This window comes from Paenibacillus sp. SEL3, from assembly GCF_054602585.1.
The window spans coordinates 776,341-792,944 of sequence record NZ_CM137725.1 but is presented as its reverse complement, the minus strand read 5'-3'; the positions used below and the strand labels follow the sequence as shown (position 1 = coordinate 792,944).

18 protein-coding genes are annotated in these 16,604 nt (G+C 44.5%); 12 read left to right on the top strand and 6 right to left on the bottom strand.

What is annotated here, in order from left to right; all coding sequences use genetic code 11:
- Positions 1-65: 65 nt before the first annotated feature.
- Positions 66-1,949: a stalk domain-containing protein gene (locus ACYCS5_RS03880; RefSeq protein WP_459760828.1), complete on the top strand. Its 1,884-nt coding sequence runs from the start codon at positions 66-68 to the stop codon at positions 1,947-1,949.
- Positions 1,950-2,036: 87 nt separating this feature from the next.
- Here ACYCS5_RS03880 and ACYCS5_RS03875 read toward each other — a convergent pair whose 3' ends face one another.
- On the bottom strand, positions 2,037-2,594 hold the full coding sequence (locus tag ACYCS5_RS03875; protein ID WP_340886121.1) for a YdhK family protein: 558 nt from the start codon (positions 2,592-2,594) through the stop codon (positions 2,037-2,039).
- A 289-nt stretch (positions 2,595-2,883) separates the two neighbouring features.
- Here ACYCS5_RS03875 and ACYCS5_RS03870 point away from each other — a divergent pair, with 289 nt between their 5' ends.
- From ACYCS5_RS03870 to ACYCS5_RS03860, 3 genes are all read left to right on the top strand, one after another.
- Positions 2,884-3,723, top strand: a complete 840-nt coding sequence (locus tag ACYCS5_RS03870; RefSeq protein ID WP_069010487.1) for a MetQ/NlpA family ABC transporter substrate-binding protein — start codon at positions 2,884-2,886, stop codon at positions 3,721-3,723.
- Between the two features lie 69 nt (positions 3,724-3,792).
- Positions 3,793-4,968: an aminotransferase class I/II-fold pyridoxal phosphate-dependent enzyme gene (locus tag ACYCS5_RS03865; RefSeq protein WP_340886120.1), complete on the top strand. Its 1,176-nt coding sequence runs from the start codon at positions 3,793-3,795 to the stop codon at positions 4,966-4,968.
- Positions 4,969-4,990: 22 nt separating this feature from the next.
- Positions 4,991-5,317: a phosphorylase family protein gene (locus ACYCS5_RS03860; protein WP_340886119.1), complete on the top strand. Its 327-nt coding sequence runs from the start codon at positions 4,991-4,993 to the stop codon at positions 5,315-5,317.
- Positions 5,318-5,335: 18 nt separating this feature from the next.
- Here the strand turns inward: ACYCS5_RS03860 and ACYCS5_RS03855 are convergent, their stop codons facing one another.
- The 4 genes from ACYCS5_RS03855 to ACYCS5_RS03840 all read right to left on the bottom strand — a co-directional run bounded on the left by ACYCS5_RS03855 (position 5,336) and on the right by ACYCS5_RS03840 (position 8,786).
- Positions 5,336-5,821: a DUF5381 family protein gene (locus tag ACYCS5_RS03855; protein ID WP_029515531.1), complete on the bottom strand. Its 486-nt coding sequence runs from the start codon at positions 5,819-5,821 to the stop codon at positions 5,336-5,338.
- Positions 5,814-6,650: a hypothetical protein gene (locus tag ACYCS5_RS03850; protein WP_029515530.1), complete on the bottom strand. Its 837-nt coding sequence runs from the start codon at positions 6,648-6,650 to the stop codon at positions 5,814-5,816. Before ACYCS5_RS03850 ends, ACYCS5_RS03855 begins: the two co-directional genes overlap by 8 nt.
- A 35-nt stretch (positions 6,651-6,685) precedes the next feature.
- Positions 6,686-7,771: a WXG100 family type VII secretion target gene (locus ACYCS5_RS03845; protein ID WP_241113381.1), complete on the bottom strand. Its 1,086-nt coding sequence runs from the start codon at positions 7,769-7,771 to the stop codon at positions 6,686-6,688.
- Between the two features lie 265 nt (positions 7,772-8,036).
- Entirely contained in the window at positions 8,037-8,786 is a 750-nt protein-coding gene (locus ACYCS5_RS03840) for an MORN repeat-containing protein (RefSeq protein ID WP_029515528.1), read from the bottom strand.
- A gap of 159 nt (positions 8,787-8,945) precedes the next feature.
- On the opposite strand from ACYCS5_RS03840, the gene ACYCS5_RS03835 reads away from it, so the two are divergent.
- From ACYCS5_RS03835 to ACYCS5_RS03815, 5 genes are all read left to right on the top strand, one after another.
- Positions 8,946-9,872, top strand: coding sequence for a cell division protein ZipA C-terminal FtsZ-binding domain-containing protein (locus ACYCS5_RS03835; RefSeq protein ID WP_340886118.1), 927 nt, complete (start codon positions 8,946-8,948; stop codon positions 9,870-9,872).
- Positions 9,873-9,892: 20 nt separating this feature from the next.
- The gene (locus tag ACYCS5_RS03830) at positions 9,893-10,594 is read left to right on the top strand and encodes a DUF1963 domain-containing protein (RefSeq protein ID WP_029515526.1); all 702 of its coding nucleotides are present in this window, start codon (positions 9,893-9,895) and stop codon (positions 10,592-10,594) included.
- A gap of 99 nt (positions 10,595-10,693) precedes the next feature.
- Positions 10,694-11,164 carry a DUF6097 family protein gene (locus tag ACYCS5_RS03825; RefSeq protein ID WP_029515525.1) on the top strand — a complete coding sequence of 157 codons (471 nt, stop codon included), beginning with the start codon at positions 10,694-10,696 and terminating at the stop codon, positions 11,162-11,164.
- Between the two features lie 52 nt (positions 11,165-11,216).
- A complete protein-coding gene (locus ACYCS5_RS03820; RefSeq protein WP_029515524.1) occupies positions 11,217-11,696 on the top strand; it encodes a hypothetical protein in 480 nt (159 codons plus the stop codon).
- Positions 11,697-11,761: 65 nt separating this feature from the next.
- Positions 11,762-12,559, top strand: coding sequence for a hypothetical protein (locus tag ACYCS5_RS03815; protein ID WP_029515523.1), 798 nt, complete (start codon positions 11,762-11,764; stop codon positions 12,557-12,559).
- 29 nt (positions 12,560-12,588) lie between these two features.
- Here the strand turns inward: ACYCS5_RS03815 and ACYCS5_RS03810 are convergent, their stop codons facing one another.
- Positions 12,589-13,011: a hemerythrin domain-containing protein gene (locus tag ACYCS5_RS03810; RefSeq protein ID WP_029515522.1), complete on the bottom strand. Its 423-nt coding sequence runs from the start codon at positions 13,009-13,011 to the stop codon at positions 12,589-12,591.
- A gap of 169 nt (positions 13,012-13,180) precedes the next feature.
- On the opposite strand from ACYCS5_RS03810, the gene ACYCS5_RS03805 reads away from it, so the two are divergent.
- Genes ACYCS5_RS03805 through hemG form a run of 3 tightly spaced genes read left to right on the top strand, consistent with a single transcriptional unit; the run spans position 13,181 to position 16,507 of the window.
- Positions 13,181-13,969, top strand: coding sequence for a YwiC-like family protein (locus tag ACYCS5_RS03805; protein WP_069010497.1), 789 nt, complete (start codon positions 13,181-13,183; stop codon positions 13,967-13,969).
- 14 nt (positions 13,970-13,983) lie between these two features.
- Positions 13,984-15,102, top strand: a complete 1,119-nt coding sequence (locus ACYCS5_RS03800) for a TIGR04053 family radical SAM/SPASM domain-containing protein (RefSeq protein WP_165149726.1) — start codon at positions 13,984-13,986, stop codon at positions 15,100-15,102.
- Positions 15,086-16,507 carry a protoporphyrinogen oxidase gene (gene hemG, locus ACYCS5_RS03795; protein ID WP_459760827.1) on the top strand — a complete coding sequence of 474 codons (1,422 nt, stop codon included), beginning with the start codon at positions 15,086-15,088 and terminating at the stop codon, positions 16,505-16,507. Before ACYCS5_RS03800 ends, hemG begins: the two co-directional genes overlap by 17 nt.
- The last annotated feature ends 97 nt before the right edge of the window (positions 16,508-16,604 follow it).

The following is a 16,604-nucleotide window of genomic DNA, read 5'->3' as shown; positions in this document are numbered from 1 at the left end:
GAACTTCATCTAACCCTATGCTATGATTTACCGACAAGACTATAGATTCAAAAGGGGAAATAAGAATGAAGTTCAAAAGAATGATGTTCCTACTTTCGTTTTTAACGATACTCGTAGGGTTGTTCACTTTGTGTACAGAAAGTGTTCAGGCTGCCAATTCGACAGTATTCAAAGATGGAGATAAGCTTAAGCTTATTCTTGATGATGGTAATGGAGTAAACAGAGTGTTTAAATTTGATCTCCCGTTTACGATTAAGCCTGATACACCAATTCGTCTGTATAGCAACAACATTGAAATTCCTTCTGGTGACTTTACGATCGATTATGTCAACTCCACAATTACGATTGCAGATTCACGACCAGTACCTGGGCCAGGATCAGAAAATCATATAGAACTTCCTATAGCTATAACTATGAAAGGGACTGTGCAGTCAGTCGATGAATCTACAGTAACTCCACTTGCGGAGGAGCCGAAAGTAACGCAGCCTGAGGTGGAGACCAATATAAAAGAGATTCCCATTCCCAGTGAACCCAAAGTTGCTCAACCTATGGATGAACCGAAAGTAATTGAACCGCAAGTAACCCAGCCGATCGAGGAGCCTAAAGTGGACCAAGCGGTTGATGAGTCACCGGAAATCCCTTTGTCTATCCCATCTGGAGAAAATTTTCCGGGTACATTTACAATCAACTCTTCAAGTACATCATTTTCAGTTCGTTTGAAGATGAAAAATATTCAACCCACGTACACTTCATATGTTATGGTCAAAAATGCGGATGCTCAATTAATTAAACGGATTCAGTTCGATCCGGAAACAACGTTTAGCTACCCTTTGAGTAACCTGAATTTATCTACAGGTGGATATTACTTTTATATCAAAATGATCGATCAGTCGGGAAATTCGGCAGCGTCTGTACCCCAATTTGTTCCTATAAATAATAACAAGGCTCAGCAGGTTGAGGTGTTTATAGACGGTAAACTGCAACAATATGAGCAGCCTGCGACCTCTATTAGCGGAAGTATGCTGGTGCCATTTCGTGCCGTTTTTGAGGCGCTTGGGGCGAAAGTGAAGTGGGATGGAGCTACCAAGACCGTTACTGCAACCAAAGGAAATACAACGATCAAGTTAACTGTAGGCTCTAGGGATGCCTATATCAACGGAAAATTAGTGCGTCTCAATGCGGCGCCAAGACTCATTAACGGCAAAGTAATGGTTCCTATTCGCTTTGTAAGTGAGGCGCTGGGTGCGAAGGTAAAGTGGAATATTGCAGCTCAGAGCGTTGTGATTTTCCTTGCTCCACCGCAGGTTTTGACAACTAGCGAAAGTGAACAATTAATGGAGGAAAATGAAGATGCTTCCGAATCACAATCCAATCCAACGATTCTGAAAAAGATATCCACCACCTTCTCCAAATCTACGGATATTGTGTTCGTCATAGATGTTACGAGTAGTATGACAGGGACGCTGGATTATGTGAGACAGAAGGTGAAAGGCTTTGTTGATTCCGTTCCAGCAGGTTCTCATTTTGCTGTCGTTGCATTTCGGGATATCAATCTGAAGGCAGATAAAGATTTAGAATTTTTGGAGTTTACGACCGATAAAAATAAGTTAAAAGGTAACATGAATATGCTGCGCCCTTCCGCTGGCGGGGATTTGAAGGAATCGGGATTAGAGGCTATTCAGTTAGCTATAAGTAAATTTCCCAAAAATTCTAATTCTAAAACAATCATATTCATTACAGATGCACCAGTTCATGATAAGAATACAGCCCTGGGTAAAGCCCGTTTTTCAGTAGATGAAATCAACGAGCAATTACAGAAAAATGATGTTATTTTTAATGCAATCGTGCCTGCAAATGGACTAGCCAACAAACAAATGAAAAAGCTTGTAGATTCCAACGAAGGGACTTTGTATGATATCAAGGAGGCCAAGCTGAATTTGGCGAAGTAGGTTTGTCCAAACTCAAATAAAGCCGTATAAAGGGAGCCGATGTAAGGCTCCCTTTTGTTATCACAAGCGACCTGTGATAAAAGAGTTCTAATGGGCTGAAAGCTCACTCTCCGTTACCCATTTATGATTTTTGACAGGCTCTCCTCCTGTAGTCGGCGTATAATCTACCATATATACGGTCGTTGGCTCGGCGGAATCAATGGTAGCCTTAGCCCCATCCATCCCCTTCATATGATCTGCTGCAAGGATAACCTCTGTGCCCGGTGCATAGGGCTCACTACTTACATCCTTAATTTCTTCATGAATAACCCACTTATGATTATTCACTTTCTCTTCTCCAGTGGTTGGTGTATAGGAGACTGTATAAGCAGTAGTCGTATAAGCACCCACAATCGTGGCAGTAGCCCGATTCATGCCTGCCATATGGTCAGCTCGTATAGTCGCTTGACCACCAACTTTGAAGGCTGGATTTTCAGCTTCTTTTAATCCGGCAGGAAGCTCACTGGAAGTGGAATGGTTCATCTCCGATGTGTCGTGCTGTTGACTGCTGTTTGCCGTGTGCTCTTGGTTTGGCGCGTTACTGTTCCCGCACCCACTCAAAATCATCATGACTGTACCAGCGAGCAAAGCCCATTGCATTCTCATATTTAATAGCTCCTTTAGGGTTTTATTTTCATATCAATTATACCCCCAGGGGGTATAATTGAAACGGAATAATATTACAAACTTGTGAAGTGTTTTTACCTACAAGGGGATCGCCTGTTGTGATCCCTTATTTGTTATGCAGAAGATGCGTAATTAAATGTTGTTGACAGTGAATAAAAAATCATTGTAATATCTATAAAACGCATCAAGTTACTTGGTATTTTGAGCGACTGTAAACATTCTAACTCACCAAAAGTAGAAGATATCAAGGAGCAGGGGGAGACATCAAATGAAGAAACCATGGATTTCATTTATATTGCTGCTGGGAGCAGTCGTGCTTTTTATTTCAGGCTGCGGCAGCAAGAATACGTCGGGCAATGCTGCGGGTGAAGAAAAGAAAACACTGCATATCGGCTTTAATCCTGGTCCATATAGCGATCAGTTTAAGAATGGTGTGGCTCCATATTTGGAGAAGAAAGGATATAAGATTACATATAAAGAGTTTACAGACGGTGTTCAGCCCAATGTAGCCGTGGCTAAGGGGGATATTGATGCTAATGTGTTTCAGCATTCGCTTTACCTGGATTCTATGAATAAGCGGGAGAATATTGATCTGATTGGTGCTGTACAGGTCCCGACTCCTCCAATGGGATTGTACTCCAGCAAGCATACCAGCCTTGACGAAATCGGCGATGGAGCCCAAATCAACCTGCCCAACGAGCCAGTCAATATGCTGCGTGCGCTGAATATTTTGAAGGAAGTAGGCTGGATTACGTTAAAGGACAATATCGATCCATTGCAAACCTCGGTGAACGACATCACCTCTAATCCGCATCATCTGCAATTTGTTGCTACCGATCCGGCACAGGGGCCACGTGTACTGAAGGATGTTGATTTTGCGGCTATACAAGGGAACTTTGCTGTATCGAATGGAATAAAGCTGACCTCGGCATTAAAGCTTGAAAATATGACAGATCCGTTCACGAACGTGGTCGCTGTGGACAGCAAGAACAAGGATAAGCCCTTCGTCAAAGACATTATTGAAGGATATCATTCAGATGAATTCCAAAAGTACATCCATTCGAACCCTGATTATGAAGGCTACAAGTTGCCAAGCTATTTCAAATAATATGGGGCATTATCTTCTGCGGGCTGACGTTGTCAGCCTGTATCTTATGGATAGAAGGTGGATATGAACGTGATTTTTTCATCCTCTGATCTCGTCAAGGCTCTGCCTGACAACTATTTTAGCGCAATAGATGACAAAGTGAATCTGTATAAAAGTAAAGGAATAGATGTAATTAATCTGGCAGCCGGCAACCCGGATCAGCCAACATCGGCGCATATTATCAGCGCTTTGAAGGAAGCGGTTGATCAACCGATCAATCAGGGCTATCCGCCTTTTCATGGAAAAAAAAGCACGCTGGAGGCTGTCGCCGCGTTCTATAAACGGGAGTATCAGGTGGAGCTGGATCCGGACCGGGAGATTGCCATATTCAACGGCTCAGCCATAGGCGTAATGGGGATTCCACAGGCGCTATTGAATCCAGGTGATTGGTTATTGACCACCGATCCGGCATATCCCCAATATTATTCCGCTGCTACGCTGGCAAGAGCCCATATTCATACGATTCCGCTTGATGAGAAGCATGGTTTCTTGCCTGATTATACAACCGTGCCGGAAGAAATTGCAGAGCAGGTCAAATTGCTTATGATTAATTATCCGAACAATCCGACTGGAGCCGTAGCTACTGCAGACTTTCTGACGAAGACGCTGGATTATGCCGCTCGGTATCAGTTTCCAGTTATGAATGATTTTGCTTACGGTGCTCTTGGATTTGACGGGCATAAGCCGATTAGTTTATTGCAAATCCCCGGCGGCAAGGAGTATGGCGTCGAGACGTATACAGCTTCCAAAACGTATAACATGGCTGGATGGCGCTTCGGCTTTGCGGTTGGAAATGTGTCCGTTATTGGTGCGCTCAAGCATTATCATACGCATGCCTACAGCACTGTTTTTGGCGCGGTACAGGATGCGGGAGCTGTCGCATTGCTGGGCACCCAGGAGCCAGTACAGGAGCTCGCGAAGTTATATGAGCGGCGCCGTAATGTTCTTATTGCAGCGTTACGAGGTATTGGCTGGGATGTAGCAGCTCCCCAAGGGTCTTTTTTTGCCTGGTTCAAGGTGCCGGAGGGGCATACATCGGCTTCCTTTGCAGACTTTTTATTGGACGGTGCGCACGTTGCGGTCGCTCCTGGAGAAGGCTTTGGTCGTGCAGGAGCTTCTTATGTGCGGGTCAGTCTGGTAAACAGTGAGGAAAGGCTGCTGGAGGCGGTGCAGCGTATCGCAGCGACGGGGGTTTTTCAAGTATAAGCCGGAATACAAGGAAGTTATTTTGCTGCAATCAGGAATTGGCAAAGCGAACGTTGCCTCGACTACGGCCCTGCTGATTGAGCGTTTTAGCCCAGAGCTTGTCATTAATACCGGGTCTGCGGGTGGGCTCGATCCAGCGCTGCTTGCTTTTGCGACAGAAGCGCTGGCGGAGACCAGGATTGAGGGGAAGATCGTCAAGGGTTTGATTACGACGGCAGACTCCTTTATCTCCCAGGCTGAGCGCGCCCATTTTATCCGTAGCCAGTTTGGTGTTCCATTTTTGGCTGCGGCCAATTCGGCCGCATTGGTTGTGGCTCTTGTAGCCGCATATGATAGAGACAAGCTTTGATATATTCAATGGCACTATTCAGGAACGTTTTTTCTTGGACTTGCCATGCTGGTTAATGAGAGTTCGAAGTTGTTTCCCGGCTTGGTTCAGCTCCATATCGTTCAACACATAGTCGGTGCTGACTTCCCAGGTGCTGTGGTCATTCAGATGAAAAATAAAGGCGGGAAAGCGAGGGCGCAGCCATTTGCGGATGGAGGCCCCTTCGAATTCGACTTTAGTGATTGCAGCCCACGGGACAGTTCGAATACCATCTGAAATGCTGTGCTCGTCAAAGATGAACAGGTAGGTATCCTTTCGAAGCGTTCTGCTCAAACAAACCACGAGATAGCTACCGAAAAAAGGAAGTCCGACAATGGCGGACGTAATAAAGAAGAAGATTTGTAGAGCTGAGATATCTTCGTCGATAAAAATGAGCAGCAGCAAAAACAGACAAATAAGCACAAACATCAAGCTGCCCATGGCTTTCCAAAATGCCAAAGATCTTCGATATACAATTTTATCCACGGAATACCGCCTCGTCGGGAACAAACGCCTGAATGAAATAAGTTATTCGTTCTCTCCAGTCAGCTTCGGTCACACTTTCAATTCGCAGACATGGAGTGGCCTGCATATTCAGTTCTGTATTTCTTACAATCCACACATCATTCTTTCCTTTAAGAACAAATAGCAGATTTGTAACAGAAGGACCATCTTCATCCGTATCCGTGTATACCATTTGGCTCAAATTATCAAGGCTACACTGATTACGATCAAAGTCCTCCCGCCAGTCTTGTATCATTTGTTGAGCCGACTCATGAAGCTTCCACGTTGCCATTTGCTGCATGGTGAAGTTGGATGAGGTTAACTCATTCCACTGTTCTTCGGTCAGATCGACGTATCGGCTGTGCGCATTGAAGTTCGGAGCAGACAGGCCGAACAGTTGATCAATGTCGTGATGCCAGTCTTCTGGAGAAGACCAGCGAAAGAAATGGAGTTCATTGTGACTGGAGAAATGATACAGAAAACGTTCATTTCCATGGTGTATCGTTAACGTATTTTGCTTATCTTGTTGCTCCTTAAAGCCACGTAGCATCTGACGACTTTGTACCAGATGAGCTAAAATTTCAACAATGAACGCATCAAATTCGAGCTGTTGTTGCTCGTCATCCCGTTGTTCCATCAAACCCTTGGATATCATGCTATGCGTTGCGGCATGAAAAAGTAGTTCCCAGCGATCTTCGGTTAGTTCCCCGTAATAAGATTGGAGCAGACCAGAAGCCATATCTTCTGCGCCCAATGCGGTCAAGGCAAAACCTAGCTCCTCAAGCGTTAAAATTACCGTTTGTTTGTCCATAGTCAGGCTCCTTCTCCATCTGTTAGGTGTGTATATTATTTAAATAATTTGCTGGCCCAGCGTATCCCTTTTTCCGCAAATTTGGCGACTTTTCCGCCTGCCCAGCTTCCCACTGTACCGCCGACGTATGCCCCGACGGCTGCGCCGACCGGACCACCGATAGCACCGCCTATGGACCCCAAAACGACAGCGCCGCCATAAGTTGCGGCGGTTTTAATCGCTACGTTAGAGGCAGATACAGCTACATCCGTTCCGGTAAGCTTCCCGCTTTTCCATTTTCCAGCCAGACTGATGCCCTCGCCCACAATATTCATGGTGGCATTAATAGGGTAGAGCTTTTTGGCAATCATACCGGGAATTTGGCGGGTGGCTATGCCGTAACGTCCTTTTTCCACCCCGGCGATGACGTTCCGTGTCCACTGAGGAAAGCTGTTGGCTTTGTTGAATCCGAGGCCGAGCTTACCCATTTGAAGCTTTCCAGCTAATCGATCAAAGCCCTTTAACCCCTTCATCACAATACCGGGTTTGGCGAATTGGCGGTTTAGGCTTTTGCCCAAATTACGCATAAAAGCATTGTTACCCTTGCCTTTCACCCATGCCGCATTATGTATAACCGCTCGAGTGGGATTCTTCAGACTTTTCTTGAATTCTACTGTTTTGGTGAGCACAAGTGTGGAAGCCAGACCGCTATAGATCGCTGTTCCGGCAAATCCTAGTTGCCCGCGCCATTTGTTGGCCTCTGACAGGCTGTTAATGGCTATATCTGCTGGATCGGGTCCTTTTTTCCCGGAAGTTGCCCCTTCGCTGTTGCTGATCTGTCCGCTGTGATCTCCTTTGGTAATCCCCGTGTCTGCTTGGGTATCTGTTTCCTTAAATTTTACTGCAATGGAACGCAGCTCTGTGCTGACAGAACTGACAGTTTGAGTGAAAGCATCCATTTGTCCACGCGCTTTATGAAAATCCTGATAAAAGCGCTGCTGTGTTGTTCCTGCCCAGCTATTTTCCAACATCTGAATATGCTGTGACAGTTGTCCGCAAATTTGTGCCCCCAGCTCACGTGCCTGTGCGAACTGCCTGGAAACCGCTTCTAGTTTCTCAGGAGGAACCATAATTTTAGCCATGATGTCCACCTCGGATGATTAAAATAATTACTTATATTTTAGTGAATCCAGTGGGGGTTAGCAAAAAAAGGAGGGGGTTTTAGTGAAAAATAAGTCATTTGTATGAGTTCATGAGGGTGCATAAGGGAGAATAGTAGGAGGTGTATGATCCGAAGTTCTTATAGTCATTCATAACGAAACGAAAAAAGCCACTCTTTTCAAATGGAGCTTTCCATTAGAAAGAGAGGCCTTCTTGCGTAGAGACTAATACATATTTCGCGTCGGTTTAATTACTTAACGGAATCTGCTTGGACAGCTTTTCAAACTGCTGCAAGTGAGGAGTGACCTTGGCAGTAATACCTTTGAGATACTTAATGGACGCTTGTCTTTGGCGTTCTTTGGTAGCAGTCTCTTCAGGGAACATGGAGTATTCCTTTTGGACAGAGCCATTTTTATAATTTACGGAGAAGAGGTCTCCTTTTTGCCACCTTTGGACCAGATCTTGATTACTGTGTAAGATATTTATTATTTCATTGCTATTTTTATAAGTGAAGCTGTAGTCTGGATCGGCCACAGCGTGGATCACTTGGTAGCCGTTCTGTAATCCATTGTTCTGAAAAGTACCTACCTGGATCTCGTTCGAACGTACGGTTTCATCCATTTGCGTCACTTTTTCAGTCTGCGTACCCTTGCCGTTCATCGTGTCATTGCTCCAAGTTCCGTTGTATACGACTTTATGATTCTGTCCATCTGCATCCGTGTATTGATTTGTATATTTTCCGGTACCTGATCGCTTGCCATTCACAAAATCACCCGAATACTGCTTATATTCGCTCCATTTGATCGTACCACGTCCGTTAGGCTGCCCATTCTCGACCTCTCCATAGTAAGTAGTCTGACCGGATAGCTGGAGCAATTCCTTGGTTGCAGCCGCATTCGCCGCAGGTGTACTTACAGACAGCGCTCCAGATATCAGCGATGCGGACACCATAATAGGCAGTGATAGAGCCTTCCCTTTTTGCCAAAGTTTTTGCATCATGAGTTCTCCCCTTTCGAAGCTTTGAATTTCTAAAAGTTAAGTTCAACAACCCAGCACCGTTTTTATACTATTTTGTGCTTGGTGATTTATAGTTTAATATATATTGAGAATTATAGGAAACTGTAAAGTGAAAACAGCTAGTTAGGAGAGAGATTCATGAATTTACCCGAACATGGGAGTGAGGATGTATCGAGCATCCTTGCCGTGGAGTTGGAACATGAGCCTGTCAAGACCATAAAAGGAATCCATCAAGTGGAGCCTGATGCTAATATCTATTGGCTGATTGATGTGGAATTTAGTGGTTTTACGTTGTCAGATGAGGATATTTTGCAATTGCTCAAAGGATATATCGTGTATGGGCATGTTCATGATTTACAGGTGTGGACTAGTGTGGGGCGCAGACCAGCAGGCGAATGCCATTTTGATAAAATTTGTGTTTGTATAGATATATTCGATAATGTAGAGATGCAGGTTTGTTTGGATGAAGCCAAGGTTGCAGACTTTATGAACACACTGCCAGCGCGTTTTCAGGAGAAGGGAACTGTTCATGTGCTTCCTCGAGAGGATGCTGCCCATGCACGTGCAAAAGCGGAAAAACTTAAAGCATTTACAGATCAGGAAGGTGAAAGGGAACACGCTGTCATGCTTAGGCTTGTAGCGGATCAAGGCCAATCTTACCGTGGAGCGGATATCTGGGATGTCATGCTGAGTCTCGGAATGGAGTGGGGAGATATGGACATTTTCCATGCGCACCATCACGGGACGGGAGGTTATGATGAACTATTTAGCGTACATACGGGAACCGAGCCTGGCTTTTTTTGGTTGAGTACACTCGCAGAGGATCGCTTTGCAGATTTAATTTTTAGTATGGATGGGGTGCGAACCGCGCAGCCGCAAACGGTGTTTGAGGTGATGTGGAAAAGTGCCGAATATGCACGCACCAGACTCGGTGGGACATTAGTGAATGAACAGGGTCTGCCAGCTGTGCCGGAAGATTATCTACATCAGATTCAAGAGATGGAAGATCGAATAAGAGAGTTTGGATTTAAAGCAGGCGAGGATGTTGTTCTGTTTCTATTCTAGATTAGAAAGGAGTGATTTCGTTGTCCAGCAACGCTATTGAGAAGCTAAGAACGATTCTAAAACGTAAAGCTACGATTTTTCATACAGGGGGTCGTAGACCGTCGGATTCCCTTGAACAAAGCTGGATTGGTAGAGTTACAGTGGCTTTGCCAACAGAGGAACGACCCATTGATGTACAGGGGAATGCTATGGCTCCGATCATGCAATTGTATTTGCCGGCCTTGCCCTTTGTCCCTGAAGCTATGCGTAGCATCAAGCTGTTGACAGTCTTCCTGTCTCCCGATGTACTGGATCATGAGGACATGGAAGGGTATATGTGTATTCGTGAGTATACGTCGGTAGAGGATTTGGTCGAAAAAGATTTTGGTCCGTCATTTATGCAAATCAAAGCATTTCCGCTGTTCCCTGAACTCAAAGAGAATGATTATCCGGTCTGGGACGGTGATGACATCCCTGAGGAATACGGCGATGCCCTTAACCAAATGGACGAGGAGGAACCCGACTATTTTGAGGACATCGTAGAGGAAATATATGCGGTTCACAAAATCGGTGGCTATCCCAGCTTTATTCAATCGGGCATTGACTTTGGCGAGGGCTATGAATTTGTATTTCAGATTGCTTCGGATGCCAAAGCCCAATTGAATATTGTGGATGGAGGCAGCTTTTATTTTGCCAAGCATCAGAATGACGGAGTCTGGCGGGGTTACTTTGATTTTTACTAATAGGCTCATTTAGAGAGCAGTCTGGAACCGATCGTTTTGTAGAGCATGGCAACCCTATATACTCGTAAGTTAGATACTATTGAAGTGGAGTGAAAAGATATGAATGTTTTAGGTCAGCTGGGATCTGCTATCCAGAGTAGTTTATTTATTCAATCCGAACTGAAGAAAGCTCATGCATTTATTCAGGAGCACGATCTGCCTGTAGAGCAGGTAGAACATGATTTTCACAAGCAGATCATCGTGCTGGAGCAATATGCGGGAACTCGCGTTTTTCAGCGAGGGCTTGCCAAATACAAAGTAATCAATGCAATGCTTATGATTATATCAGTGATCATATTGCTGGCAGCAGGCATCGTTGCAGCAATGGAATATTTACAACCCGAACGACATTTGCTGCAAGTGCTGGCGAATGCCATGTTTGACTATTGGGTTCCCTCTATTACTTTGCTCAGTGTTGTATTCGTGGGTGTGATCGTTCTCGCCATCGTTAGAACTGTTTATGCCAAACAATTACATACGAGGGTGCTAGATCGGGCCTGGCAGGCCATTTTCAATCATGTGGACAAATAAGGGCAGAGAGCAACTGTAGGAGATTGGCATAATAGCTGAAGGAGTGGCAGCAATGAATGACTGGGAATCGGGAATCATTCAGGTCGATGGTGAGCGTGCGATTTACTCATATTTAACGGAAGATCAGTTGTTAGAGGCCGATTGGTATTCTAAATATTTTCATTCTGTAAGAAAGCTAGGAAATGAGTATATCTGGTATCATTTCGATCAGGTTTCTTTGCTGCGTCGGCATTTTTTTGTGTCTGTATGCTTTAAGGATACAAGCCTAGTTGTCGCGGAGATTTCGCTCCAGGGCAATGAATTTCCAACTTCGTGGGATAATTGGTCTGAAGAAGGGGAGAGAAAGCGGCAAAGGGAGCATGATCGTTTGTTACAGCAACATTTGTCCGTAAAGCCAAGCTATCGTCAAACAAAGCCTTACCCCTATATGGAATATAAACTGAACTGGGGGAAAATCTCTTCTTATTTTGACCCCCGGTCGGGAAATACGGCCATTGCCTTTAAGTATAAAATGAATAGTGATCTTACATAAAATACACGACAACCCTGCGCTTTGTGCTGGAGGTGAGGGTGTTGGATGAGTAAGGGAGATATGTTGTGGATAAAAAGGCGAAAAAAATACTGATGAACACATTCTGGTCCTCTAGCGGCTGGAAGCAGGAGCGGGGATCTTTTTCGGGTGAGGATTTTGAATATGCCAAAAGTAAGGGCTTGATGTTCGATCCGATCACCATTACACATAACGAGATTATAAACAGGCTGCATGAGCTGCACCAGCAAAAGGCTACAAAAGAACGAGTGGCAGCAGCATTTTTGCATAGTCTTTCCACGAAAAAGGTTCATTTACGAAGCGCCTTATCGAGCTGGGCATTAACCGCAGGGCTTCCTTTGCACACCTATGGGGAGCGGCCTGTCGTCCTGCCCAATTACAGTAGCTGTGGGGATTGTAATTTTAATAAAATGATGTCCGATAAGGAATACGTCAATAAAGATTTGAATGTACTAAATTTTGAACGAATCAAATGGGGCGGTATTCGTCTGAACTACCTTCTGTATTGCTGGATGGACCTTGAATTGTTCAGTCAAGAAGAGGATGTTCAGGTTTCCGATGAGGATCTAGCTATACTCCATAACATGCTCGAAGCTGTTCAGAACTGTGATGCTCAAAGCAGTGCACGTCAATTGGAAAAGCGCTGGAAGGATGTGTTTCCATCCAGCAAAAACGAGCGTGATGTTGTCATGGAGGTGTGGGGATATGCCGGACTGCTGGTCCCACAGGACACGCCTCGTAAACGACAGCACGGCAATCATGATTTTTATTCCGTAGCAGCCTGGCAAGGAGATGACGGATACTCACAAGAGGCGTTGGACTATTTCTTTGGTACGTTTTTATAGAGAATGTGAATCGTCATGCCACATCTTGATTATGACGGTTGCTCAAACAATAAACGTTCTTCTTCCCGACTATGAATGGCATTGACAACCAGAAGCGCGTGGAACTGTTGAAGAACTTCAGGCGTAAGCCCTTCTTCACGGATCCCGGCTTTGAGCTCTTTTACAATGATTCGGAGCAAATCATGATCTCGTGTAAGTTTGACGACAGCCTCCTGCAGTTCTGGTTTTTTCTCGACCATCTCCTGATAGAATCCTTCCTCTTCTGCATCAGCATGGCTGAGAATGCGGGTTTCCCAATATTCGATCAAGTGGTCGGCAGCCTGGCGCGCCACCTGGAATTCTTTTGCTTCGAGTAATTCCTCTACTTCTCTCGTCTTATCTAGAGCGCCAGATAGCCCGCCTTGATGAATGGCATGATGAGCATGCAGTTGACGTAAAGAAGGTCCTCCCATAACAGTTCATCCTTTCTTTGTTCCCTTTTTTAGTACAGTATAGCATAAGAAAATAGCGTTATTTTTCCGGTTAGGATTTTCCCCTCTAAGGAAAAGGGAACTCCCTAATTGGTTCAATTTCATATAATACTTAGAATGAAGTTAGAAGATAAAACTCAATCTTGGGGGAATGGATGATGAATCGATTAACCGAAATAACAGACATAAAAAAGATTGTGAAAAAAGGATCAAGGGTTTGAGGGGGATGAGCAGATACATACCCAATCAACATGGAGCCTGGGCTATGCTCATTCTTCCATTTTTATTCGGTTTAGCTGCTTCTCGAGGGGATCTCATTCATATACCCCTATTTGTGTGCTGGTTTTTTATCTACTTATTCAGTTTTCCTGTCCTCCAATGGATCAAAACAGGCAGCAGTGAAAGATACCGCAAACCCGCCGTTGTATACGGAGTGATATTACTTCCTTTGTTAATTTCACTGATATGGTTTGAGCCTGCCTTGATCTGGTATGGAGTTCTTTTATTGCTCTTTTTTATGGCTAATATTTATTTTGCGAGAACGAAAAATGAACGTGCTTTACTCAATGACATTGTTGCAATTTTACTCTTTTGTTCTTTTATATATCCCGTTATTTATATGGGGGGAGGAGAGGATTGGAGGGTAGCAACAGAGCTATTCTTGCTTTTGGTGCTTTACTTTATCGGAACTGCTTTGTATGTCAAAACGATCATTCGTGAAAGAAAAAATATACGTTACCATTATGCTTCCGTTATCTATCATGCGGTGATTTTGTTGTTTGCTATTTGGTTAAAGTTATTTCTGTTTATTCCTTTTTTAATTTTTTTGATAAGAGCCATTTGGCTTCCTAAACTCGGATTAAAGGCAAAACAAGTTGGCATGGCGGAAATTGGATTTTCAATGATGCTCTATGTTTTTGTGTTGTTTTTATATTTCTAAAAGGAGAGACATCAATGATATCTTTGAAAACGCCGCGTGATTATCATACTGACCCGTTTATAGTCATCTGGGAGGTTACACGAGCTTGTGCTTTAAAGTGCCTTCACTGTAGAGCGGAAGCTCAGTACAAACCTGATCCTCGCCAACTGACACTAGAAGAAGGTAAGAAGCTAATAGATCAAATCGCTGAAATGAATCATCCGTTGCTTGTATTCACAGGCGGAGATCCTTTAATGCGTCCTGATCTGTTTGAACTGGCTCAATATGCAATTGAAGAGAAAAATCTGTCGGTTTCAATGACCCCCAGTGCCACTCCTAAAGTGACACGAACAGCGGTAGAAAAAGCAAAGCAAGTTGGATTATCGCGGTGGGCATTTAGTCTGGACGGTTCATGTGCCGAGATTCACGATCATTTTCGGGGTACAGCGGGTTCTTACGATACGACCATGCGAGGAATTGGTTATTTAAAGGAACTGAACATCCCTATTCAAGTGAACACTACGGTATCCCGGTACAATCTTCATGATCTGGAGCAAATTGCAGAAAGAGTAAAGGAAATGCAGGCCGTGTTATGGAGTTTATTTTTCCTTGTTCCAACTGGACGTGGCATGGAGAAAGATATGATTACTCCTGATGAGCATGAAGCCGTAATGAAATGGTTGTATCAAATACAGCAACAGATGCCGTACGGAGTGAAGGCTACAGAAGCTCCTCACTACCGGAGGGTCGTGCTGCAGCAAAAGCACAGTGCAGGTGAGAACAGTGTAGCAGACGGACAAAAGAGGGCAGATGTTTTAGGACGTGCTCCTAAAGGCGTAAATGACGGAGATGGATTTGTTTTTATTAGTCATATCGGCGAAGTATACCCTAGTGGTTTCCTGCCTCTTATGTGCGGGAATGTACGAAAGGATAGCTTGGCAGATATTTATCGCAACTCTCCGATCATGATGAATCTTAGAGATAAGTCCCTACTTAAAGGTAAATGTGGAGTCTGTGAATTCAAGGCTGTCTGTGGGGGCTCCAGAGCAAGGGCTTTTGCAATAACAGGAGACTATTTGGAGAGTGACCCTTATTGCGCTTATATACCCGGGGTTGGAGAGGAAAAGTGTTTTCATGATGAAGAAAAGTTCTAAAAAAGTCGTTATTCTCGGTGGAGGAATAAGCGGTTTAAGTGCTGCCTTTTATGTGAAAAAGCTGGCTGAGGATCGGCAACTTGAAGTGGAGATTACACTGGTGGAGAAAAGTGAACGTCTAGGAGGAAAGCTGCAAACCGTTCGCCAAAACGATTTTATGATCGAAAAAGGACCGGATGCTTTCTTGGCCAGAAAGACGGCAATATTGGATTTGACTATGGAGTTGGGGCTGGAAGCAGATCTGGTATCGACAAACCCGAAAGCCAAATCTGCTAGCATTTTGCATAAGGGCAAACTTCATACGATGCCGATGGGCTTCATTCTGGGCATTCCAACAAAGCTCACTCCCTTCATTCGGACAGGACTTATTTCTCCGCTGGGAAAAGCACGGGCAGCCCTGGATTTAATCATTCCGGCAAAGAAAGGTGATGCAGACGAATCTCTAGGTGATTTTATCAAACGGCGTCTCGGCAAAGAAGTTCTGGACCAGATTACGGAACCTCTGCTGTCTGGAATTTACGCTGGGGATACACATTCCCTGAGCCTCATGTCAACCTTCCCTCAATTTAAACTAATGGAACAAAAGCATGGAAGTCTGATTAAGGGTATGTCTAAAGGGGCGGGGAGAAAGCCAGCAGTACAAGACAACCTGCCGGATATCGCTAAGAAAAGTATGTTTCTTTCTTATCGGCTAGGATTATCTTCGATCGTGGAGCGGCTAAAGGAAAGGCTGGATACCGTACGTTTTGTTATGGGGCAAGGTGTAGTTGAAGTAAGGAAAGAAAGCGGTTATCAGGTCATTTTAGAACATGGGCAAAAAATAGATGCGGATGCGGTGATTTGCGCTGTTCCAGCTTTTGAAGCGGCTACATTATTCTCCGGCGTTGCAAGCGCTAGCTGGTTACACAAGATTCACTATGTTTCCGTAGCCAATATTGCTCTTGCTTATAAAAACACAGATCTTAATCTTAATTTTGAGGGAACGGGATTTTTAGTACCCCGCAAAGAAGGCAAACAGATTACGGCATGTACTTGGTCTTCGACGAAGTGGAGCCATACTGCTCCTGAAGGATATACGCTTTTACGGACCTACATTGGACATGCAGGTGCACAGGAGTGGATTCAGATGACAGACGATCAACTTGTGGATGCCGCGCGTAAAGATTTGAAAGATTTAATGGGCCTGGAAGCGGAACCGGAATTCACCGAAGTCAGTAGGTGTGATCGATCAATGCCGCAATATCCGATTGGACACAAAGAGCATATGGCGAAGATCAGACAGGACTTCGCACAGGATTTACCGGGTGTTTTTCTATGTGGTGCCGGCTATGGGGGCGTTGGAATTCCAGATTGCATCGCTCAAGGGAAAGAAGCGGCTGAACAGTTGCTTTCTGATTTTTTATAATCAGGCTCTTTCCACGAATGAAAGAGGGAACCCCCTGATTGGTTCAGCTTTAAGGGAGACGTAGAATGAAAGTTAAGTATAAAATCGAAGTAAGATG